29 protein-coding genes are annotated in these 19,210 nt (G+C 48.8%); 25 read left to right on the top strand and 4 right to left on the bottom strand.

From position 1 onward, the window contains the following. The first annotated feature begins 74 nt into the window (after positions 1 to 74). The 9 genes from ACCI49_RS07785 to ACCI49_RS07825 all read left to right on the top strand — a co-directional run bounded on the left by ACCI49_RS07785 (position 75) and on the right by ACCI49_RS07825 (position 6,279). A complete protein-coding gene (locus ACCI49_RS07785) occupies positions 75 to 281 on the top strand; it encodes a hypothetical protein (RefSeq protein ID WP_371838395.1) in 207 nt (68 codons plus the stop codon). 10 nt (positions 282 to 291) lie between these two features. After that, positions 292 to 2,967 (top strand): hypothetical protein, encoded by a 2,676-nt coding sequence (locus ACCI49_RS07790; protein ID WP_371838396.1) that lies wholly within the window; start codon positions 292 to 294, stop codon positions 2,965 to 2,967. A 434-nt stretch (positions 2,968 to 3,401) separates the two neighbouring features. After that, positions 3,402 to 3,686 (top strand): hypothetical protein, encoded by a 285-nt coding sequence (locus ACCI49_RS07795; protein WP_371838397.1) that lies wholly within the window; start codon positions 3,402 to 3,404, stop codon positions 3,684 to 3,686. A 3-nt stretch (positions 3,687 to 3,689) separates the two neighbouring features. After that, positions 3,690 to 4,136, top strand: a complete 447-nt coding sequence (locus ACCI49_RS07800) for a hypothetical protein (protein WP_371838398.1) — start codon at positions 3,690 to 3,692, stop codon at positions 4,134 to 4,136. Then, complete coding sequence (locus ACCI49_RS07805; protein WP_371838399.1) at positions 4,129 to 4,377, top strand: hypothetical protein; 249 nt, start codon at positions 4,129 to 4,131, stop codon at positions 4,375 to 4,377. The genes ACCI49_RS07800 and ACCI49_RS07805 overlap by 8 nt, the downstream gene beginning before the upstream one ends. A gap of 15 nt (positions 4,378 to 4,392) precedes the next feature. Continuing rightward, on the top strand, positions 4,393 to 4,587 hold the full coding sequence (locus tag ACCI49_RS07810) for a hypothetical protein (RefSeq protein ID WP_371838400.1): 195 nt from the start codon (positions 4,393 to 4,395) through the stop codon (positions 4,585 to 4,587). Positions 4,588 to 4,615: 28 nt separating this feature from the next. Next, positions 4,616 to 4,876, top strand: coding sequence for a hypothetical protein (locus tag ACCI49_RS07815; RefSeq protein WP_371838401.1), 261 nt, complete (start codon positions 4,616 to 4,618; stop codon positions 4,874 to 4,876). Further along, entirely contained in the window at positions 4,873 to 5,844 is a 972-nt protein-coding gene (locus tag ACCI49_RS07820; RefSeq protein ID WP_371838402.1) for a hypothetical protein, read from the top strand. Before ACCI49_RS07815 ends, ACCI49_RS07820 begins: the two co-directional genes overlap by 4 nt. 6 nt (positions 5,845 to 5,850) lie before the next feature. After that, on the top strand, positions 5,851 to 6,279 hold the full coding sequence (locus tag ACCI49_RS07825) for a DUF6011 domain-containing protein (protein WP_371838403.1): 429 nt from the start codon (positions 5,851 to 5,853) through the stop codon (positions 6,277 to 6,279). A gap of 63 nt (positions 6,280 to 6,342) precedes the next feature. On the opposite strand, the gene ACCI49_RS07830 is transcribed toward ACCI49_RS07825, so the two are convergent. Next, complete coding sequence (locus ACCI49_RS07830; protein ID WP_503629700.1) at positions 6,343 to 6,729, bottom strand: helix-turn-helix domain-containing protein; 387 nt, start codon at positions 6,727 to 6,729, stop codon at positions 6,343 to 6,345. A gap of 230 nt (positions 6,730 to 6,959) precedes the next feature. Here ACCI49_RS07830 and ACCI49_RS07835 point away from each other — a divergent pair, with 230 nt between their 5' ends. Continuing rightward, positions 6,960 to 7,205, top strand: a complete 246-nt coding sequence (locus ACCI49_RS07835; protein ID WP_371838405.1) for a hypothetical protein — start codon at positions 6,960 to 6,962, stop codon at positions 7,203 to 7,205. Here ACCI49_RS07835 and ACCI49_RS07840 read toward each other — a convergent pair. Genes ACCI49_RS07840 through ACCI49_RS07850 form a run of 3 tightly spaced genes read right to left on the bottom strand, consistent with a single transcriptional unit; the run spans position 7,202 to position 10,354 of the window. Beyond that, entirely contained in the window at positions 7,202 to 7,492 is a 291-nt protein-coding gene (locus tag ACCI49_RS07840) for an ogr/Delta-like zinc finger family protein (RefSeq protein ID WP_371838406.1), read from the bottom strand. The genes ACCI49_RS07835 and ACCI49_RS07840 overlap by 4 nt on opposite strands. Before the next feature lie 57 nt (positions 7,493 to 7,549). Beyond that, entirely contained in the window at positions 7,550 to 8,599 is a 1,050-nt protein-coding gene (locus tag ACCI49_RS07845) for a phage portal protein (RefSeq protein WP_371838407.1), read from the bottom strand. A 9-nt stretch (positions 8,600 to 8,608) separates the two neighbouring features. Beyond that, a complete protein-coding gene (locus ACCI49_RS07850; protein ID WP_371838408.1) occupies positions 8,609 to 10,354 on the bottom strand; it encodes a terminase large subunit domain-containing protein in 1,746 nt (581 codons plus the stop codon). Between the two features lie 179 nt (positions 10,355 to 10,533). On the opposite strand from ACCI49_RS07850, the gene ACCI49_RS07855 reads away from it, so the two are divergent. The 15 genes from ACCI49_RS07855 to ACCI49_RS07925 all read left to right on the top strand — a co-directional run bounded on the left by ACCI49_RS07855 (position 10,534) and on the right by ACCI49_RS07925 (position 19,208). Next, a complete protein-coding gene (locus ACCI49_RS07855; RefSeq protein WP_371838409.1) occupies positions 10,534 to 11,367 on the top strand; it encodes a GPO family capsid scaffolding protein in 834 nt (277 codons plus the stop codon). A gap of 50 nt (positions 11,368 to 11,417) precedes the next feature. Beyond that, the gene (locus tag ACCI49_RS07860; protein WP_371838410.1) at positions 11,418 to 12,467 is read left to right on the top strand and encodes a phage major capsid protein, P2 family; all 1,050 of its coding nucleotides are present in this window, start codon (positions 11,418 to 11,420) and stop codon (positions 12,465 to 12,467) included. Positions 12,468 to 12,537: 70 nt separating this feature from the next. Next, positions 12,538 to 13,245: a phage terminase small subunit gene (gpM, locus tag ACCI49_RS07865; RefSeq protein WP_371838411.1), complete on the top strand. Its 708-nt coding sequence runs from the start codon at positions 12,538 to 12,540 to the stop codon at positions 13,243 to 13,245. Positions 13,246 to 13,367: 122 nt separating this feature from the next. Then, a complete protein-coding gene (locus ACCI49_RS07870) occupies positions 13,368 to 13,892 on the top strand; it encodes a macro domain-containing protein (protein WP_371838412.1) in 525 nt (174 codons plus the stop codon). A 14-nt stretch (positions 13,893 to 13,906) separates the two neighbouring features. Further along, on the top strand, positions 13,907 to 14,371 hold the full coding sequence (locus ACCI49_RS07875; protein WP_371838413.1) for a head completion/stabilization protein: 465 nt from the start codon (positions 13,907 to 13,909) through the stop codon (positions 14,369 to 14,371). A gap of 2 nt (positions 14,372 to 14,373) precedes the next feature. Next, positions 14,374 to 14,862, top strand: a complete 489-nt coding sequence (locus tag ACCI49_RS07880) for a phage tail protein (RefSeq protein WP_371838414.1) — start codon at positions 14,374 to 14,376, stop codon at positions 14,860 to 14,862. Further along, entirely contained in the window at positions 14,837 to 15,499 is a 663-nt protein-coding gene (locus ACCI49_RS07885; RefSeq protein ID WP_371838415.1) for a phage virion morphogenesis family protein, read from the top strand. The genes ACCI49_RS07880 and ACCI49_RS07885 overlap by 26 nt, the downstream gene beginning before the upstream one ends. Positions 15,500 to 15,507: 8 nt before the next feature. Beyond that, positions 15,508 to 16,617, top strand: a complete 1,110-nt coding sequence (locus ACCI49_RS07890; RefSeq protein ID WP_371838416.1) for a DUF2586 domain-containing protein — start codon at positions 15,508 to 15,510, stop codon at positions 16,615 to 16,617. Positions 16,618 to 16,673: 56 nt separating this feature from the next. Further along, on the top strand, positions 16,674 to 17,120 hold the full coding sequence (locus ACCI49_RS07895; RefSeq protein ID WP_371838417.1) for a phage protein: 447 nt from the start codon (positions 16,674 to 16,676) through the stop codon (positions 17,118 to 17,120). 21 nt (positions 17,121 to 17,141) lie between these two features. Continuing rightward, positions 17,142 to 17,351 carry a TraR/DksA C4-type zinc finger protein gene (locus tag ACCI49_RS07900; protein ID WP_371838418.1) on the top strand — a complete coding sequence of 70 codons (210 nt, stop codon included), beginning with the start codon at positions 17,142 to 17,144 and terminating at the stop codon, positions 17,349 to 17,351. Positions 17,352 to 17,356: 5 nt separating this feature from the next. Beyond that, a complete protein-coding gene (locus ACCI49_RS07905) occupies positions 17,357 to 17,941 on the top strand; it encodes a hypothetical protein (protein WP_371838419.1) in 585 nt (194 codons plus the stop codon). Then, on the top strand, positions 17,938 to 18,420 hold the full coding sequence (locus ACCI49_RS07910) for a hypothetical protein (RefSeq protein ID WP_371838420.1): 483 nt from the start codon (positions 17,938 to 17,940) through the stop codon (positions 18,418 to 18,420). Before ACCI49_RS07905 ends, ACCI49_RS07910 begins: the two co-directional genes overlap by 4 nt. Beyond that, entirely contained in the window at positions 18,420 to 18,683 is a 264-nt protein-coding gene (locus ACCI49_RS07915) for a hypothetical protein (protein WP_371838422.1), read from the top strand. The genes ACCI49_RS07910 and ACCI49_RS07915 overlap by 1 nt, the downstream gene beginning before the upstream one ends. A gap of 34 nt (positions 18,684 to 18,717) precedes the next feature. Next, on the top strand, positions 18,718 to 19,026 hold the full coding sequence (locus ACCI49_RS07920) for a putative phage tail assembly chaperone (RefSeq protein WP_371838423.1): 309 nt from the start codon (positions 18,718 to 18,720) through the stop codon (positions 19,024 to 19,026). A 14-nt stretch (positions 19,027 to 19,040) separates the two neighbouring features. Beyond that, positions 19,041 to 19,208, top strand: a complete 168-nt coding sequence (locus ACCI49_RS07925; RefSeq protein WP_371838424.1) for a DUF6890 family protein — start codon at positions 19,041 to 19,043, stop codon at positions 19,206 to 19,208. Positions 19,209 to 19,210 lie beyond the last annotated feature (2 nt).

Below are 19,210 nucleotides of genomic sequence, written 5' to 3' on the forward strand. Positions count from 1 at the left end.
GAAAAAGATCTGCTCGTGAGTATTAATAGCTCTACCCACTAAGCCACTATCTAACTCATAGGAGATCAAAGGGAATGACAGAGCAGGCAACCCCCTCAATAAAAATCCCGGTTTGCACTCAAGAGCAGTACGCAATAGATGCGGGACACACATTGAAAACTGTGCGTGCCCAGGTTAATCGCGGCTATCTGCCAACGATCAAAATAGGCCGCTATCGCATGATCAACCTGATGCTTCTATCGCGTATGTGCCTAGAGGCTGATTCAGCCAAGCAGAAGTAGGGTGTGCGCTATGGACTACAGCGCAATAAACCGCGACGTGCTAGAAGCTCTGGAAAACGACCACAGCTTAAAGCTGGTTCGCAATGGCACCGGTGATAAAGAGGTCCTGCGGGGGGTTTGTCCAAAATGTGACAAGAAAACGCTATGGATCAAGGTTAATAAGCCGATCACCCTGCGTTGTGACCGCGAGAAAGAGTGCCGATACCAGGAACGGGTGCGGGATCGCTACCCGGACCTTTTTGAGAACTTTTCCAAGCGCTTTCCCTCCACCGATGAAGACCCCAAAGCGACAGCCAGAGCTTACTTATCTATTCAGCGCGGGTTTCCCGCTGCTGATATTGAAGAATGGTTTGAGCAGGGGTTTTACAAGTTGCCGGACGGCTCTTGGGCGGAAACAGTACGCTTCTTTCTGTTTGGAGGTGGGAAAGATTACTGGGAACGTATTGTTGATAAACAACATGTAAAAAAGGCGGGTAAAAAAGCCCGCTTTAAAACCGGTACTAGCTATGCCGGAAAGCACTGGGCACCACCTGGGCAAAAAATCAAACCCATGGAAAAAGTCTTCATTGTTGAAGGTATTTTCCACTGTATCGCGATGCACCTGAAAGGCTACAAAGCGGTTTGCGCGTTCTCCTGTTCCAATTTACCGAGAGAGTTGATCAAGGAAAATAAAGGCCAGGACATTATTTGGCACTTGGCCTATGACGACGAACCCGGTGCCCGCAAGCATGTTGCTAAATACTACAAAGAACTCAAGGAGCAAAATGAAACTGTCGAAGTAGCACAGACTGGCAGCAGCAAAGATTGGGACGATCTTTACAGGGAAGGCCGGCTCAATGATGAAACCATAGAGGAATGCATATGGCGTGGCCGTGTCTTTGTCGCGGAAACGCCAAAGCGTAAAGCTTATGCGCTCTATGGCTGGAAGCCATTCGGCAAAGCAATCATTGAACACAACGACAAATTACACTCTGCCAAGTTTTCACTGGAAGCTTTCAACGAAGCCAGTGAAGGTGAGGCGTACAAATGGGGATTTTCCTGGGATGCCTTTAACCAGGCAACCAAAGTAGTGCAGATTTCCAACTGCGTGCCGAAATTCCAGTACACCGAAATTGATCGCCTGACCGGTGAACGCCGCTACTTTTTTACTATCCAGAAATCCGGCACCAGCCGCAGTTATCTTGGAGCCTTCACACCTAATTCCCTTAACGATCCTCGCGCCTTTGGCCTCGCACTACTTTCTCATACAGACGGCGGCAGCTTTGAAGGCGGGGCAGGGGATTTAAAAATCCTCAAATCGCGCTGGTTGGACGGGGAAGTCAACCGGGTAACCACCCTGCCACATATGGGTTTTGACGAGGATTCCCGCACCTATATTTTCCCCGGCTTCGGCTATCGCGAAGGCAAATTAATCAAGGCCAATGAACACGGCTTTTTACAGCTGGGCGATACCGCGATTAAAACCACCCTGGAAGGTATGCCGGTTCACCACAGTGAAGAATTTGATAGCCGCTGGTGGCCGGACTTCGCCAAAGTGTTTCACCTTAACGGCATAGCCGCGCTAGCCTATTTCACCGCCAGTCTATTTGCCCGACAGATCAAGGAAAAACATCAGGCATTTCATTTTCTTGAAATCACGGGCGAACCGGACGCGGGCAAATCCACCCTGATTCGCTTTATCTGGAAACTGTTGGGGCGTGATAACTACGAAGGCGTGGACCTGCTCAGCACCTCCACCTCCAGCTATGGGCGCCAACTGGGTAAGGTAAGTAACCTGCCGGTAGTGGTGATCGAAAGCGACCGCGAAACCAACGGTGGTACGGGGGGGCGCCCGGCTAAATCCTTTGAATGGGACATCTTCAAAAAGGTCACCGATCTGGACGGAGTGGTTGACTCGCGAGGGGTAAAGACCAACGACAATAAAACCCATGACCGTATTTTCCGTGGCACTTTGGTCATTAGCCAAAATGCTACGGTCCAGGCATCAGAGGCCATGCTCTCGCGTATTGTCCACCTCCACTGCACCACCGCACACAAGCGCCCGGAAAACCGCCCCCTTGCGGATCGCCTCAAACGCGAACCGGTAGAAAAGCTAGCCGGCTATCTGCACCAAGTGCTGACCCATGAAAATGAATGGCTTACACGTTTCTTTAATGCTTTTGACAGTCACCGCGAAACATTAACTGCCGATGGCAGCATCACCCAAGGCCGAGTAATCGACTTTCATGCTCAGTTGATGGCCGCGGTGGAAGCGCTACAAATCATCCTGCCGGATTTTGATGCAGGCCTGCTTAACCAGGTGCAGGAACACTTGGTAGAACGCGCACGGGATCGGCAGCGCCGGCTAAACAATGATCATCCGATCATCGAGCAATTTTGGGATACCTACCACTTTATCAATGACGAATTGATGTACATCGATGACGAACAAGGTAAGCGGCATGTAAATACCGACCGCCTGAACCACAGCATCGACCCCGCCTTGATCGCAATCAACCTCAACGAGTACATGGAACTCTGCCGCAAACGCGGTCAGGAACTGGTGCCAATGGCGGAATTGAAACAGCGGCTATCCACCAGTCAGCGTTACCCGTTTGAGGGCTACAAACGGGTCCGATCGAAGCGGGAACCGAATACCAGACCCTGGTGCTGGGTATTTAGAAGAACCGGCGGAAGTGGTCGCTGATTGTCCAGTTTGTATTTTTTTTGACCCTGTAGAGGCTGGGGAAAAATACGGAGGAGGGGGGTAAAAAAATATGGGACAGAACGGGACAAGGGATAAATAGACAAGAAAAGACTTATTAATCAATAAGTTAGTAAGGGAATTTCAATGGGACATTTTTGGGACATCGATGGGACAACACGGGACATGGTGTTTGGGACAAGTTACCAACAAGTTGCCAATTTTGGTAACAGCCCAAATGCCCGCAAAGCCAGCAACCACGGGGCCTTTAGCGAACCAGGGCACAGTGTGTCCCATCTTGTCCCAAAAAAAATGGGACAAGGTGGCCCCTCTACAGCCCGCATAAAACCTAGCTTTAAGGTTGAAGTAGCCGCCTTGTCCCGTTGTCCCGGGTTTTTTTACCCCTCACGCGCATTTTCTGGAAAAGGAATCAGCCAATGAACAGCCATCAGGACAAGGCATCAAGCGCAACATGCAGTGTCATCGCCACTAGAGAATCAAAGTGGCTTCCCCCTTTGATTGCCGAACCCGCAGATTGCGAAAGCGAGGACCACCGGCGCAATTGCCTCGCATGGCATTTGTTCCGCACTAAAACCCGCCCGGAAATTCTCGACTGGCTGAAAAAGCAAAGTACACGTATGGCCAATGATATGCGTGTGCGTCTCAACATCCTGCGCGAACAGGTACGCGAGATGCGCCAGCAAGCACAGGGGGAGGGCTAACCCATGGAACGCCAGTGCAGCCTGCCGCTATTCCAGGGAGAGATCACCGAGCTTCAGGTCTACAACGCCTGGCTGAACAACGCACAGGTCAACACGGCCTGTAGTTGGCCAGAGGTTGTGCGCGATGCATTGATTTTTGGCTGCCTCTACCGCGAGGCCGCCTACACCCACCGCGGGCAGCGCCCGCAACAGTTTGCACACTTTCACAATGAGGAAACCGCTATGCCTACCAAGGAAGTTTTTGTACTCGACCTCGCTCAAGCTCGCCAAGTACGCCTTGCGCTGGCCATGTGCCGTGAGCGTATCGCCTGCCCGGAAACCACGACAGTTGGTAGAGAGGAAGCCACTCGGGAACTTCGAGCCGCTCAGGATATTTTTGTGGAGCACGAAGACCGCGCAGAGCAGATAAAAAAATTAAACCGTGAATTGGGAGGGGCCGCCAATGCCTGAGATCAAACTAGAAGTATCTAAAAAATCAAATGATTTTCTCTTGAAGCAGAAAGCTCGCTATTACGAGCTTAAAGAGAAGTTGATATCGGGAGCAGGTTTAAGCGAAGTTGAAGAGAACGAGATATCCATTATCACGCTTAACTTTGCCAAATTGGCTATGAGCCTCTTTGCTGGTGGAGAGAAAAAGACAGCTCAAGAAATGCCGATTTATCCGTATCACGAAAAAGGCAATATTCACTAAGGAAGGTAATAAAAAATGACTGAACTATTCGCTGTTATCCGTAAAGATTCTAAATATTTTCATCAAAACCCTAAAGCCTTGCCTTTTCCTGTTCACATCATTGACACGACCGACGCATATCGGGTGAAAGGTAACGGTGACGGATACCGGCTGGACGATGTATATCTGTTTGTAAAAGCTGGGCAGGATTACCGTCAGATCGACAGTTAACAAATAACAGTTTAATAGGAGATACAAAATGATACATGCCTGCATTGGATCTACAAAATACATCCTTAAGGACGAGAAAGACGCGGAACTATTATTGCGTGTTTGCCATAGAGCCAAGGAAATTGACTCACACTTTATCGGGGGGGAATTTGTTTACTCAGAAGCAAAGCGAAATACGGAAGTAGAAGTCAGTATTCTTAAGAAAGAAATTTTGACACAAGAAGAAATTGATCAGCTATATGAGGAGGAGCGGAAGAAAAAAGAAGCTGAAAAGGGGGGCAACCAATGAATTTCTGGAAATATACAACTGGAATTGCCTCCCTGATCTTTTGCGGCACTTCCGTTGTATTCACTGTGGGGTTGTGGATCTCCATCCCTGCTGTGGGGGCCGGGCAGCTGGTGGCGGGGCTCACCGCCGCCGCCCTGGAGCTGTGCAAATTCTCTTTTGCGCCCCTCGGCTTGTGGCTGAGAAACCAAGACCGTTTTATTGGCAATGTCCTGTTATTCCTATGGCCATTCTTAGTGTTGGTTAGCATCGCCGCCACCGTTGGTTTTTTGGAGAGCCATACAACGGAGCAACAACAAAGCGATGCTGTTAACAGTGTTGAGTACCAGACGCTAAAACAGCAGCTGAACAGCTATAACCAGCGAATCAACAATATCAACGGGATCATTGCCGATTATGCGGCCACCGATTACCGAAAGGTGGCCGTTAAAACCGATGAACGGCTGGATGAGCTGGAAGCAAAGCGGGATAAGACACTGGCCCGGCTTAAAGACGTGCAGCGAGGCAGCACAGACAGCGCACAGGCGGCTTTCTCAGGCATGGCAGTCCTAGCCCATGTAGATACACAGTTATTGCAGCACAGCGCCTTTTTGGCGCTAGCTGTAATCACAGACCTGGTCGGGTTGGTTGCGTTGCTGGCCTTCAACAGTGCGTTAACTGTTACCAGCGGCAAGGACGACGCGCTGAACGATCCTGAAAGGATTGAACGTTCAGTGAAAGGCAACCCGAGTGAGAAAACACAACAGCGTGAGGTACCGATACAGAAAACAGATAGCCCATTAACACCGGAACAGCAGCAGTTGGCTAAACGCATTACCTCCGGGGAGTTTGGTGCACGCCCGGTGTTACGCAAGTTGAACAATATGTTTGAGGGTGGGAATAACTTTGTCAGGCCGGTCTTTGAATGGTTGTTGAATTCAGGTGATATGAAACGAGACGGAAAAGGATTTCTTTTAATTACTCAGGGATAAACAGCAATGAACAATTCAATTTGCAGCAGGTGTCACAAGCCGATCACAGATCCGCGCTCGATAGCGCGGGGTATGGGGCCGCAATGTTATATCAATCACGGCTGTCAAAATGACTTATTCGGCAGCAATGCACCGGTATATGATTTTTCTGTAAAAGAAGTAGATGGAAAAAAGGTTCTCTGCATCGTTGATTTGTATACCGATACTTCGCCAACAGTAACAGTAACTAACGGAGCTGAACTAGTGCTGAACGAAATTGCAAAGAAACTCGGAAAATTGCCGGAAGTAATTATCTATCAGGATACAGAGGGAGAGTGGGACAGAATCCGGGCAAGCGCTAACGGAGACTTCAAAGGATTCTCACCTCTGGCCAAAGGATTGGGTCGACGTATTACCAGCGAGAGTGAAGCCCTAAGAATAGTCTCTAGGCATTAAAGTGTTTGAGTTGTACCTTGATGTATAGTTATAGATACCTCGGGGGCTACGGCCCCCCATATATCACCCTTCCTCTTTTTCCCTCTCCTTTTCCCTCTTCTCATGGTAATAAATCATCTCTAAATGTTTCAGGACAATTGTCCGGTGATCCTGGTTCAGCTCAGATAGGATTTTCATATAGAACTGGGCTTCTTCCTCTCGGGCTCTGTCAGCACCTTCAGGGCAAATAATGCTTGAAATAGTAACGTTTAGTGCAAGGCACCAATCTCCGAGGAGTTCAGCCGGGATAACCTGGTTTCCATGTTCCATTTTCGACAGAGTGCCGGGAAGAATGCCGAGTTGCCTGCACAACTGTTGTCCTTGTATACCGGCCTGAATACGGGTGTGTCTTAGTCGGTTAGCAATAGATGATCTTTTGAGCGAATAGTCAGTTATATGGAGTTTGGTCAATTACTGCACACCGTATATTAACTGCAATTTGGCTACAGACTGTTTAAATTATAAGCAATCTTTCTGTATTAGAAATCTTTTACAGGAAAAGTTTCGATATTAGAAATAACAAAATTATTCATTTGCAGCACTGAAATTTTAGTGATAAAAAGTTCTATGTCGGTTTTTTAGGTAGAAATTTATTCCTCTTTAATTTTTTAAATAGTTGGCTTTACATGGAGTTTGAGAGAATGGAAAAGGATAATGTGATACATCTACCAGCTTCTGTATTGATGCGTTTAGAAAGGGGTCGTCTAAACTTTGTCGATCAGATCTCTGATGTTCGTTTGGCGCTTGAGGTATTTGGCGGAGAGGCTTCACCCGAAGCCCGAACGGCTGGACTGAATCTAATTGACAGAGAGTTAAAGCGAATACAGGAGCAACTGGATCGCGATTTAAAACGCCTACCCAACCCTTTAAATTCAGAACCTAACTAGCAGGCGTCAGCTAATTGTAATAACTTTTCGCGCTCGGAACTTGGTATGGCCTTCAAAAGATCAATCAGCAGGGCGCGCCTATCCTGGGCTGATGGCGAAACCGAATGTCTAAAGCTCAAATCCATCACAAAGGTATGGCCGCAGTGCTCAACATTCTTACAAGCGCAGTAGAGCTGTGAGAGCTTTGGGTCTATTTCATTGCGGCTCGTTATCACCGATTTGCTACCACACTTGAAGCAATTTATTTGCATTTCTTTTCCGCCACCGTCGATGAAACCTGCGTTCATTTTACTACCTTTGTGTTATATGTGCATTAAAAGGTGTCAATATGGAACTTTAGCTGGTTAATTTTGCGCAAACTCCGGCTTATCAAATCCAATCCTTTTCCCCTTCGGCAGCCACTCATTCAGCTGCAAGAAAACGTTTTGCATGGGTAACACTTCATTTTCGTAGTACACGCGGGTGATCTTCTCTATATCACCAAAGCCGCCGTTATTCTCCGGCATAACCCCGGCGAGGGCCGGCTGTATACGCCATGCGCTGAGTATGTCGTTGCGGCTGAGATCTTTGATTTTTGCGAATTCATCCTTGGTGGCAATATCACCTACCGGGATAATTTGGACGCTCTTTTCTTTCCCCTCAGGAATGTTGATGAACATAGAACGGAAGTTGCCGACACCCTTACTCTGTTCAATCTGGGATTGGATGCGTTCTTTGTCTTTTTCGCCAAGGTTTTTATCTGCGGTATAGAAAATGTATCCCATGTGCGCCCCATTGTTGTAATACTTGCGCCGGAATAGGGTGCTGTCCTCATTCAGTAAGACAGATTGAACTCCACCCAAGTACTGTGGCCTGCCGTAGATCTGTTGGGTTGGGTCGTACTCTTTCAGCTGGACTACTTCACCAGGTTGAAAAACGATTGGGTCAGCACCATTAGGCTGCAACATACAAAAGCGGTCCGCCTCCTTCATACGGCGCATGTTCAGCGCGGGCAAGTGTGCCAGCCGTAGGAAGTGGCCAAAAGGGTTGCGTATCTTTTTGAAATAACAGTGCCCGAATACCGAGTGGTCAAAGCCAGCGTTTGCTAGACATTCGGGACGTAGGGCTTTGTTAGGAGTGAACCACTTGCGCAGTAAGTTTCGCTTGAAATAGGGGATAGTCCCGTGGTGGGCATTGGCTCCGAGTAAGCTTGCCAATCCTTTCTGGCTGATGGGTGGCTCGTAGTAGTCACCATTGGGCTGTAGAAAAGTGCCGAGATAGTCACCCCAGTTACCTCCCAAGACCGGCTCAGGTTCACCAAAGCTGAATAGTAGCGGACTATTATCGCCACTGGTTTTTTTCTTTCGGGTTTGACTATCAGCTTTAGCTTTATATCTCTTATTTCTTCGTGCCATGGTCTGGTCTCAGTTGCTGGCAAAGGCCACAGTGGTTTTTTGCTTTTTACGGTTTAGGGGTTCGTTGCTGAGAGCGTGCATTAGTGCCCAGGCCACATCCGCGTGCCCCGTGGTACTGGTGCGGTTTGCGGCGTAGGTGATTTGATCGTTGCCGGTGGTGGTTTGGTGGATCTGCATAAACGCTTGCGGTATATCCGTGTGTTCCGCATCCCATTGGACCCGGCCAGATTCGATAACATCCTGCGCTTTTAGAACCAGATTGGTTTTCGTGCTGATGCCGTAGGTAATGGGGGTAACGCCGGGGAAGAAACCCTGCACCATTTCATAGACGCCATGTCCGGGCCCGGTACAGTCAACGCCGATAAACTGAACGTTGTATTTTTCGGTCAGTTCCTTGATTCGCTCTGCCTGCCACTGCCAGGCGCGATTGCGCATGACAATTTTTTCCAGCACACGGAACTTGCCACCGGGTTTTAGTGGGGGCGCAATCACTATAACTGCAGCACCATCGCCGCTGCGGGAAGGATCGTAGCCAATCCATACGGGATGATTTCCATATGGGCGTTCCTTATCCTTCTTGAAATCACGCCAGATTTCCTCCGAATCTATGGAGCAATCAAGCAGGTCGCCCAGTTTGAAGACTGATAGACCGGCCTCCATAAAGGCGCACATATATTTATTATTGAATGCTGGTGTGCTGTTCTCAATTTTTAACTGTTCAATATCAAATAGGTCACATCCTTGTTCCTCTGCATCCTTAATGGTGACAATGTTTCGCCAAATTTTGTCGGGGCCTAGCAAGCCTTTCTTTAGAGCTTTGTGACTTAAAACAAAATCAACTTTGTCTTTTCTTTCTTTGTTGTAGTTCTCCCCGCCCCACATTGCGTAGGCGCCATGGCTCTTTACAGATGGCACAGAGAAGTATGTGCGGCGCCACTTTTTATGGGTCGCCATACCTGATGCTAAATTGTTGGTGTTCTCAAAGTCGGGAATCCAGAAAACTTCATCTGCGTAAAAGTGGCCATGGTATCCTTGCGCGGTTCTTCCGTTTGTTGATACGAATCGCAGTTCAGCCCCGTTGGAAAGCTCTATGAAGTCTGCCCCTTTAAGTTCAAGTTCAAAATATTCTCGGGCAAATTTGATAATATAGGCTTTGAAAATCTCAGCCTGTGACCGACTGGCAGATAAGAATACTTGATTGTCACCCGAGAGAATTGCGTCCTCCAATGCTTCCCAGGCAAAGTAGTAGGTAGCCCCGATCTGGCGTGACTTTAGAATAAAACGGGTTCGTTGGTCCTTGTTTTCGTGCCAGCGGTGCTGGTATTCATAAAATAGTTCTTTACGAATCGCCTCTAGCTGTTCTGCGGTAATCTCAGAGATATCATTCTTTGGTTTCTTCTTTTTACCTTTGCCGTCTCCTCGTTCACCCCGTGAGGCTGCCGCTTTCTCTTTGGCTGCGCGGGCTTTCTTAACCTCGATGCCCGCCAGCTTATCCAGGAGATTGCTAAGGCGGTCTATCTCTGTGAAATCCTCTTTAGTTTTTTGGGGCTTCTCAATTAAGCCTATAAGGCGCCGAGAGGTTGCTTGCTCCACTGTTTCGTGTTGCAGCATCGCTTCCCAGTTGCCTTTTTCCGCCCATTGATAAACGACCCGCGCATTATTCAGGTTTAACTGGTCCGCGATTTCCCGTGCGGACATTCTGCGCAGCCACATTAACTTGGCGGCGGTTTTTATTTCATCGGAGTAAGTAGCCATGCCGCGCAGTGTACGGAAGAAAACGACAGGATTAACGGGGCTTAATTCCTATAAATTCCTATTTTGGGAATATAGGAATTTATAGGAATCCTGCTCGTTGTTTGGGGCTTGGTTAGCCCTTAATCTTCGGGCTGACCCCAAGGGGAAACTAAACATTCCAGCAAACGAACGGCGGAATCATGCCTAGAAAGCTCTCTACAGATTTTGTGAAAGTGGCCACTAGCGGGCCTACTATCGATGGTCGTAACATCGACGCGAAAGAAATTGATCAAATGGCCGAGAGTTATGACCCGGAAGAGTACACCGCGAACATTTGGTATGAGCATATTCGTATCTTCGGCAATTTTGGCAAGGTACTGGAGGTAAAAGCAGAGAAAGATAAAAAAGGCCGTATGTGCTTATTTGCTCGTTTATCGCCAACTGATGAGTTGATGTATCTCAACAGCAGGGGGCAAAAGCTTTTCACCAGTATTGAAATACAGCCGAACTTTGCTGACAGTGGAAAAGCCTACCTCGCCGGCCTGGCTGTCACTGATAACCCCGCCAGTCTGGGAACTTCAGAACTTCAGTTTAGTCGGGTTCAAAAGCCAGACAATTACTTCACATCCGCGATTGAAATTCCCCCCTTACAGCTGGAAGACAACCAAGGTTTATTTGGCCGATTGCTTAATAGCTTAGGCCGTAATTCCGAAACCATGAATCCTGAACAAACACAGCAAGGTAGCGTCGCTATGGACGATAAGCAATTCAGTAAACTGATGGACGCGATTAATTCGCGGAATGAAAAAATTGAAGAGCTGGATAAGAAGTTTTCTGCAAAGCCTACCGATGATAAGCAGAAAGAAACTGATAAGTCCGAAGAGAAGGAAACAGTTTCCCTTGAAGCGTATAACGAATTGAAGTCTGAGGTTGAAGACTTGAAACAAAAATTCAACAAAGCAGTTAACACTGAAGCTAAGGGGACCGAGGTTCCCGAAGGCACAGGCGGCAACAAACTAGAGCGGGTGCTCTAACAGCATCGCTGTAATTGAACCCTTAACGCTAATTATCGGATCGTAAAACTATGAACCCCAAAACCAGTAAATTATTTGCGGCAATGTTGCTTGCCATGGCAGCCACTTATGGTGTTGAAAGTGTCTCTGAGGAATTCAGTGTACAACCTTCGGTTGCTCAGGAACTTTCGGACGCTATTGTCGAAAGTCATGAGTTTCTGCAAAAAATCAATGTGTTACCTGTTGAGCAAATTAAAGGCGAAAAAATTCTAGGTTCGGTAACTGGCTTGGTGGGTAAACGCACCGATACTGAAAATGAAGACCGCCAAACCAGCGAAGTGCTTTCCCTTGGTAGTAAGAAATACGAGTTGTTTTCCACAGAGTTTGATACCCATATCCGCTGGGTAACCATTGATTCTTGGGCGAAGTTTCCAGATTTGTCTAAACGCTATGGGGAGTGGGTACGCAAGGCTATCGCACTGGCACGCATACGTACTGGTTGGTTAGGTACTCACGCGGCAGAACTTAAAACTGACAAAGCCTCCTATCCCAATGGTGAAGATGTCAACAAAGGTTGGTTGCAGTTGTGTCGAGAATATGACGGTGGCAGCCACTGGTTTGACGGCTCTGAAGGAACCCAGGCAGCAAACAAAATCCGCATTGGTGCCGGTGGTGATTTTGAAAACCTGGATTCTGCGATTCATGCTTTAAAACAAATGATCAACCCTCTTCATCGGGGCGCCAAGGATCTAGTGGCAATTGTTGGTGAAGATCTTATCGCCGAAGAAAAGGCGGCTCTTTATAAAGCGTTGGGCCAAAAGCCTAGTGAGAAAGAGCGAATAGAAAAAGAGGTGGTGACAAAGGTCTATCCAGGTCTACCCATTGTTACTGATGTTGCTTTCTTTCCTGCGCGCGGAATATTTATTACCAGTCTGGACAATCTTTCCATTTATTTTCAATCAGATAGCTGGAGGCGTGAAGTAGCAAACGCTCCCAAGCGCAAGCGTGTTGAGGACTACAACTGCGTAAACGAAGGCTATGTGCTGGAAGATGAAGAAAAAACGGCGGGCCTCGAATTTGCCAATGTACAACTTCCTGACGGCAACGATGGCTGGGCATAGGCGAACGGCGGCTCCCTCGGCCTGCGGGCCGGGGGCTTTTTAAAAATCACAAATAAAATGGGTTGATAAAATGCCGTTCATTACTTTGCAGCATCAGGCCAAATGTAAAGCCAAGGTGAAACAAGAACAGATTCAGGCGCAGATAGAGCAAGGAACCGTTGAGCCGGAAGCTTTAGTTGAAATTACGGCAGATGATAGTTCCCGCGAGCTTGTGCAAGTATCGCTGGAACGAGATCTGGAGCTTTTAAAAGATCGCATTGATGTTAAGGAAAAAGTCGAGCTTAAGCGCCAGTTGTTGCCAAAGTATCTCCCTATGGTCGAGCGGTATCGCGAGAACGGCGAGCATTACCAAAACTGGCCCCTGGTTTACTGCACTATCTGGGCATTGGATGTTGAGCAGGTTGAATTAGCATTGGACCTTGCCAAGTTTGCTGTCGAACAGCAACAAAAATTGCCAACACATTTTAAGTCTAATGACCTGCAAACCTTTATGGTTGAGGGATTCCATGACTGGGCATTAGCACAATATAAAGCAAATAGTAGTGCTTCCCCCTACCTCGATGAAGTTGTGGATCTAGTAAAAACGGAAGTGTGGCCGGTTATCAATACCATTGCACTCAGTAAGCTCTACAAAGTGACAGGGATGTTTGCGGAGCGTGCCGGGCATATTCGCGGCGCCTATTCCTGGTACGAAGAAGCTGAGACAGCTAATCCAGGAAAAGCTGGTGTTAAAACTAGACTGCAAAAACTTCATAAACAGTTAGAAGAGCTGTTGTAAAAGTCCCCCCAGCCGCGCGGGCCAGTGGGGCGCCTGTCGCCCTGCGCGTTCAAGCAAACCACTTGGCGCCGCGTTTTTAAAAAGGACTGGATGCGCTTCCTAAGTATAGGGTGTGAATAAAAATGAAAATTATTTTTCGCGATACGAATCCAAAGCTTGTAGCCGAGATTGTTAGTAAATTTCAAGATGTGCCGGAACTGACTGCTGAATGCGTTTCCATTTTTGCAGGATCTATGAAGGCGGACGCCATTATTTCGCCAGCTAACTGCATTGGGCGTATGGACGGCGGTATTGATGGCTTATATGTCCATCACTTCGGGTGGGGCCTTCAGGTAAACCTTAGCAACTTGTTAAGTGAAAAACATGGCGGACGTTTGGAAATTGGGCGCGCTGTCTCTGTTCCTACAGGTTGTTCGTTAATACCACTGATGATTAGCGCACCTACTATGGATTGGCCGCCCGGTGATGTCAGTAATACAGAGAATTGTTTTCTTGCATTTAGAGCTGCGCTACTTCTTGCTCAATCATTGAGATTGAAAAGCATTTTCACCCCCGGCTTGGGGACATTGACAGGTCGAATGCACCCAAGGGAATGCGCAAAGCAAATGCGTGCGGCATGGGATGATTATATAGAAATTCCGTTTTAACTAAGGGTGGCATTATGAGTTTTACCGGAAGACCCAACACCTATTTGGAAACCGTTATCGACAATAACGGCTTTTTTCCTGACTTGGTGCTGGGTGATTTCCAAAAAATGTACGGTGTTCCGGCAGGCATAATGCAGGAGAAAGTAGAGCACCTTTTGCGGCTGTCAATTCTTGATGTCAATGACAGCCTGATCGATGAGCAAGCCGCATGGCAGGCGGAGGGCCACGCAACCCTGGAAGCTGTGCCCGCGCAGGCGATAGGCGGAAAGAGTTGGTTAATTATTCAGTATCAACGCGCCGTATTCGCACAGGTAACGGCAATGGCTTTCCGCCAGTCAGTAACGATTACCCGGCGCGAGATTGGAGAAAACAAGGCGGCGGAAAGTTTGGAAACAGAGCAGATGTACCGCGCGGAGTCTGACAAAGCACTGCGTAAATTGCGCGGTATCGAAACCAATATTACCGTGGAGTTGATCTAGCGATGGCTGGAAGAAAACTACAAGATATTTTTGCTCACTTGCGTTCCGCCAATCTGGTAGCTGATGCAAAGATTGAATCCTTTATGGATGACATAAAGGTAATGGCTTGTAGTAAAAACCTTGGCAATGGGATTCGCGTAAGCCGTGTTGAATATACGGCGGAAATACTGATTGAAGGATTCACCGGAGACTCTGCACTGGTGTTTGCCCTGGTGACCACTTGGCTGATGGAGCACGACAGCGAGCGCGATCACGATAATGTCTCCGAGCCGAAAATAGAAGTCACGCCAGTTGATGACGTCTCAGTGGATATTGAAATTTTAATTCCATTTTTCGAGAGCGTTGATTTAGTCCCAGATGACAATGGATCGATTAATTACCTTGGCCAACGTTGGGCGGTAGCCACGGTGCCGATTGATGAACCAAACCAGGTGGCGGTAGGGGATAACAAAGAACTCCCCACAGATGCGCCCTACAGCCGTGAAAATTGATCTCAGCGGACATTTAAAGGCACAGCAGCAATTGCAGTTGCTGAAAATGTCACCGGCAAAGCAACGGCGTGTGGGTGCAATCTTGGCTCGCAAGGTTCGAACCTACAGCCGCAAACGGTTGCGCGAGCAGAAAGGATTGGATGGTAAAGCCTGGGACAAGCGCAAAAAAAAGGACCGCAAAAAAATGCTGCGCGGTCTGAGTAAAAAGATGCGGTCGAAGGGCGTTGAACTGGGTGGGGAAGTTTTTTTTGCTGATGGTAAAACCAGCGAGATTGCCCACCAGCACCAGTACGGCGAGCCGGAAGAGTGGACCAGCAAGAAAGCGGAAAAGGTATACGGACAGCCGGACTACGGTGAACCAGCGACACGATACCAGGCGCGGGCACTAAAAAAGGAAGGCTACAAGGTGCGCTTGCCCGGCGGGCGAAAAAAGAAACCCTCCATGCGCTGGATTACGGAAAACCTCACATTGGGGCAGGCGGGTTTGATATTGCGGATGCTGCGCGATGATCCCCGATTAAACCGTTGGGTGATTGAGCTACCGGAACGCAGCTTTTTAGGGGTGACAGAGCGGGAAGTCTCCGAACTGGCCAGCAAAATTTTTGATGAAACAAGTGGACGCATAAAAAGCGTATAGGGGGCCAAATGGCACTGGGAAAAGTCACAGTTAATAACCTGAACTTAGGGCAGGGCAGTTTTGATGAAATCGAACGTACCGCGCTTTTCCTGGGCGTGGGCGACACCGGCAAAGGTAGCGTGATTGCGCTCAACTCTCAGAGCGATCTGGACCAGATGTTAGGGGCCAATGAATCGCAACTGAAAACTCAGGTGGCCGCCGCACAGGCAAACGGCGGGGAGAACTGGCAAGCCTGGGCCTTTCCCTTTGATGTCTCCGACGATTGGAAAGTGGGCCTGGATACCGCTATGCAGAGCGTATCCCCTGAGCTGGTAGCCGTCTGTACCCCAGCTTTAGCCGCTAACGACCTGGATGTGGCCTTTGCCAAGGCGGAGAGCATCAGAACCAGCCTGGGGCGCCGTGTGGCAGTGCTGGTGGCCACTGCTGGCATCGATGACACCAGCCAAACCTGGAGTGACTACCTGGCAGCACAGGCGGCCATTGTGGAGCCGGTGAGTGCCTACCGCGTGTCCCCGGTCCCCCTGTTGCACGGGAATAACCTGGGTGAGTTGACGGGGCGTCTGTGCAATCGCGCGGTGAGTATTGCCGATACCCCTATGCGCGTTGCTACCGGGCCTTCTCTGTCGCTGGGGTCGGTTGCGAATGATAAGGACGGCGTACCCCTGGACAACGCCATACTGTCTAGCCTGGACGCGCTGAGGCTTTCGGTACCGCAGACCTATATTGATTATCCCGGCACCTACTGGGGCGACTGTAACCTGCTGGATGCCGAGGGCGGCGACTATCAGGTAATTGAAAACCTGCGTGTCGTGGATAAGGCGGCGCGGGCAATCCGGGTGCTGGCAATCGCCCGCATTGGTAATCGCCTGTTGAACAGTACCCCGATTTCCATTGCCTCCAACATAACCTACTTTTCCCGCCCCCTGCGGGAGATGGCGCGTACTGTCCGTATTGGCGATACCGAGTTTCCCGGCGAGATCAAAGCGCCCAAGGATGGGGATATCGAGATTGTTTGGCCTACTCGTAACACTGTTGAAATCTATTTTAAGGTAACGCCCTACAACTCGCCAAAATCTATTACCTCGAATATAGCGCTAGATCTAAGTAACGCTGGGTGATTTCGATTTTATCGAATCACAAATTTTAATTTTTAAAAAGCGAGGGGTATTTACCTATGTCCAAATTATCCGGGCGCGACGTGGATGTAATGATCGGTAGTTACCGCGTGAATATTGAAGAGGTGAGCCTTTCCATTGAGGACGGCACCGGCACCACTAAAACCCGTGGTGTTCCCGATGGCTTTATTGAAGGGGATGTCTCCGCGAGTGGCGATATCAAGTTAAATACCGGTCAATTCGACATTATTGTTCAGGCTGCTAAAAAGGCCGGCAGTTTTCGTGGATTGCCAACCTTCGATTTGGTGTTTAATGCGGAATCAACGGATGAAAAACTCAATATTGAGGCTTTCGACTGCAAGTTAAGTCTGACTGAATTACTCAATGCCACCCAAAGTAACGAACGCCTGATGCACACGATTAGCTTTGAGGTGACTGGCCGCGAGTTTGTAAATGTCAACGGCGTGTCGGTCCTGCGCCCCGAAGAAATCGAACGGTTGAACTGACCGTTTAATGAGGGGCCGACCATGCCAGATTTATTGGACCGGGCATCACAGCTTGAAGAAGAGGCGCGCAAGCGTTCACTGGATACACAGCGCAACCAGATCAACTTCGATAAGCCAAGCCTGGAAAACTGCGAGGACTGCGACGGGCCTATACCAAAGGCGCGGCAGGCCTTCGGCGCGGTGACACGGTGTGTTGAGTGTCAGGGATTCTTTGAAAATACAGGACGGTAATTGCTATGCGTGTGGGCTATGGAAAATTACAAACCGCGATGATTCGCAAAGGCTATCGGTTTTTTGACGAAGGTGATTTTAATCTGAACTTGATTGGCATTCGCACAACGGACAATCAATCCAATTCCTTTAACGATCACCTAGCCGTTGCCTGGCGTTTTGATGGCGTGCCGCATTGCCTGGTGTTTCCGGCTACCACGGACCCCGGCACCTTTTGGCGAGAGAACCCGATAAATATCAAGGGTACCGCAATTTTAGTGCCTGGGCAGTATCCGGGATTGTGGCAACTGGGCTTACACCAAGGGAAATATCGCGCACTGGTGCAGCGAAAACCCGCACGAGTGTACCGGGACAATAACCGGGATTCGATTATCGATACGGATGCGCCCATCGATGACGGCTTGTTCGGCATCAACTGTCATAGAGCCAACGGTACCCGTGCAAGTCAGCAGGTGGATAAGTGGAGCGCCGGGTGCCAAGTGTTGGCTAACCCTTTCGATTTTGGATTGTTAATCGCTCTGTGTGACCGGGCGGCGGAACAGTGGGGAACCACTTTTACATACACCCTATTAGAAGAGGCGGACCTATGAGTATTTCAATGGGGGCCCTGGCTGCGGGCAAGTTTATTTTTGGTGGTCTGATGGACCACTTCAAACACAAGCGGGAAGTGAAGTCTGAGGAGCGGCGCGCGGAACTGGAAATAAGGCGTGCCCGCACGGAAGCGCAAATAAAACGGGTTAATGATGGCGACGCACACGCGGCAGCCATGGACCTTGCAAGCGCGGGGCAGCGGGGCTGGAAGGATGACTACCTGCTAATCCTGACCACTTTGCCCATGGTGGTTTTATTTATCGCCCCACTCTTTGAATTGGCCATCGCCCAGTCTTATCAAACCGGTGATTTGCAGGCGGCGGTAGATGCGGGCTTTCACTCTCTCAAATCCACCCCGGAATATTATTGGTGGGGCCTCGCGGCTGTATATATCGATACTTTTGGATTCCGCCGCATGTTGCGCCAAGTTGTAGAGGGATGGGCGACGAAGCGCATTGCAACGACTGGGGGGCGATAGTGGCAAATCTCTCTGAGCAGGAAGCGGAAGCGATTGCGAAACGGGCGGCAAGGGAAGCCACCGAGGAGACATTGCAAAAGCTGGGCATGGATACAGAAAATGTTTTTGAAACACAAAAAGACCTTGCCCACTTGCGGCGGCAGCGCTTGGCATCAGATCAGGTTGAAGCTTTAGGCAAGAGAATATTACTAGGCATTTTTATTACTGGCCTGGTTGGAACTTTAGTGGCTGGCCTGAAAGTAGCGCTGAATATCAAAGAATAGTTAATCAATAAACTCATTACCGAGGAAAGTCAAAATGGCTAAAGAAACTAAAAAAGCTCAAGAATCTGTTGATGAAAATACACAAGAATTTAACACCTTTATTGAAGGGCAGAGTTTTAAATTCAAAGTTACTCGTACCAAGTATAACTCGCTGCTAAATGCGCTGGGGCCGGGTAATAAGGTAAATGCATTCCACAACTTCCTTGTGGATACCGTGGAAGATGGTGGTGAAGCAGAACTCCTAAAAATTTTGGCCGCTAAACCCGGAAGTGAGATTGGGATTGGAACGCCAATTTTTGACGCCTACACCCCAGATCTGAAAGTTACTGTAAAAAAGCGTTAGCCCTGGCCGATGCGATGGCGGTTAACGGGTACAGCCAGTTGTGCGCCTATGCGCGCAAATGGCTTCCTGGGGAACCCTTGACAGAAGACACTCTGGCAACGGCAGTGTTGTTGGAGCGGGAATACTGGCAGAACTTTGAAGCGGCTGTAACCAACGGCATTGGTAAAGCCTGGAAGAAATAGCG

It is taken from the genome of Microbulbifer epialgicus, from assembly GCF_041447265.1.
Lineage (GTDB): Bacteria > Pseudomonadota > Gammaproteobacteria > Pseudomonadales > Cellvibrionaceae > Microbulbifer > Microbulbifer epialgicus.

Coding starts and splice junctions, on each gene's coding strand:
- ACCI49_RS07785 (WP_371838395.1), top strand. CDS start 75: ATGACAGAGCAGGCAACCCCCTCAATAAAAATCCCGGTTTGCACTCAA.
- ACCI49_RS07790 (WP_371838396.1), top strand. CDS start 292: ATGGACTACAGCGCAATAAACCGCGACGTGCTAGAAGCTCTGGAAAAC.
- ACCI49_RS07795 (WP_371838397.1), top strand. CDS start 3,402: ATGAACAGCCATCAGGACAAGGCATCAAGCGCAACATGCAGTGTCATC.
- ACCI49_RS07800 (WP_371838398.1), top strand. CDS start 3,690: ATGGAACGCCAGTGCAGCCTGCCGCTATTCCAGGGAGAGATCACCGAG.
- ACCI49_RS07805 (WP_371838399.1), top strand. CDS start 4,129: ATGCCTGAGATCAAACTAGAAGTATCTAAAAAATCAAATGATTTTCTC.
- ACCI49_RS07810 (WP_371838400.1), top strand. CDS start 4,393: ATGACTGAACTATTCGCTGTTATCCGTAAAGATTCTAAATATTTTCAT.
- ACCI49_RS07815 (WP_371838401.1), top strand. CDS start 4,616: ATGATACATGCCTGCATTGGATCTACAAAATACATCCTTAAGGACGAG.
- ACCI49_RS07820 (WP_371838402.1), top strand. CDS start 4,873: ATGAATTTCTGGAAATATACAACTGGAATTGCCTCCCTGATCTTTTGC.
- ACCI49_RS07825 (WP_371838403.1), top strand. CDS start 5,851: ATGAACAATTCAATTTGCAGCAGGTGTCACAAGCCGATCACAGATCCG.
- ACCI49_RS07835 (WP_371838405.1), top strand. CDS start 6,960: ATGGAAAAGGATAATGTGATACATCTACCAGCTTCTGTATTGATGCGT.
- ACCI49_RS07840 (WP_371838406.1), bottom strand. CDS start 7,492: ATGAACGCAGGTTTCATCGACGGTGGCGGAAAAGAAATGCAAATAAAT.
- ACCI49_RS07845 (WP_371838407.1), bottom strand. CDS start 8,599: ATGGCACGAAGAAATAAGAGATATAAAGCTAAAGCTGATAGTCAAACC.
- ACCI49_RS07850 (WP_371838408.1), bottom strand. CDS start 10,354: ATGGCTACTTACTCCGATGAAATAAAAACCGCCGCCAAGTTAATGTGG.
- ACCI49_RS07855 (WP_371838409.1), top strand. CDS start 10,534: ATGCCTAGAAAGCTCTCTACAGATTTTGTGAAAGTGGCCACTAGCGGG.
- ACCI49_RS07860 (WP_371838410.1), top strand. CDS start 11,418: ATGAACCCCAAAACCAGTAAATTATTTGCGGCAATGTTGCTTGCCATG.
- gpM (WP_371838411.1), top strand. CDS start 12,538: ATGCCGTTCATTACTTTGCAGCATCAGGCCAAATGTAAAGCCAAGGTG.
- ACCI49_RS07870 (WP_371838412.1), top strand. CDS start 13,368: ATGAAAATTATTTTTCGCGATACGAATCCAAAGCTTGTAGCCGAGATT.
- ACCI49_RS07875 (WP_371838413.1), top strand. CDS start 13,907: ATGAGTTTTACCGGAAGACCCAACACCTATTTGGAAACCGTTATCGAC.
- ACCI49_RS07880 (WP_371838414.1), top strand. CDS start 14,374: ATGGCTGGAAGAAAACTACAAGATATTTTTGCTCACTTGCGTTCCGCC.
- ACCI49_RS07885 (WP_371838415.1), top strand. CDS start 14,837: ATGCGCCCTACAGCCGTGAAAATTGATCTCAGCGGACATTTAAAGGCA.
- ACCI49_RS07890 (WP_371838416.1), top strand. CDS start 15,508: ATGGCACTGGGAAAAGTCACAGTTAATAACCTGAACTTAGGGCAGGGC.
- ACCI49_RS07895 (WP_371838417.1), top strand. CDS start 16,674: ATGTCCAAATTATCCGGGCGCGACGTGGATGTAATGATCGGTAGTTAC.
- ACCI49_RS07900 (WP_371838418.1), top strand. CDS start 17,142: ATGCCAGATTTATTGGACCGGGCATCACAGCTTGAAGAAGAGGCGCGC.
- ACCI49_RS07905 (WP_371838419.1), top strand. CDS start 17,357: ATGCGTGTGGGCTATGGAAAATTACAAACCGCGATGATTCGCAAAGGC.
- ACCI49_RS07910 (WP_371838420.1), top strand. CDS start 17,938: ATGAGTATTTCAATGGGGGCCCTGGCTGCGGGCAAGTTTATTTTTGGT.
- ACCI49_RS07920 (WP_371838423.1), top strand. CDS start 18,718: ATGGCTAAAGAAACTAAAAAAGCTCAAGAATCTGTTGATGAAAATACA.
- ACCI49_RS07925 (WP_371838424.1), top strand. CDS start 19,041: ATGGCGGTTAACGGGTACAGCCAGTTGTGCGCCTATGCGCGCAAATGG.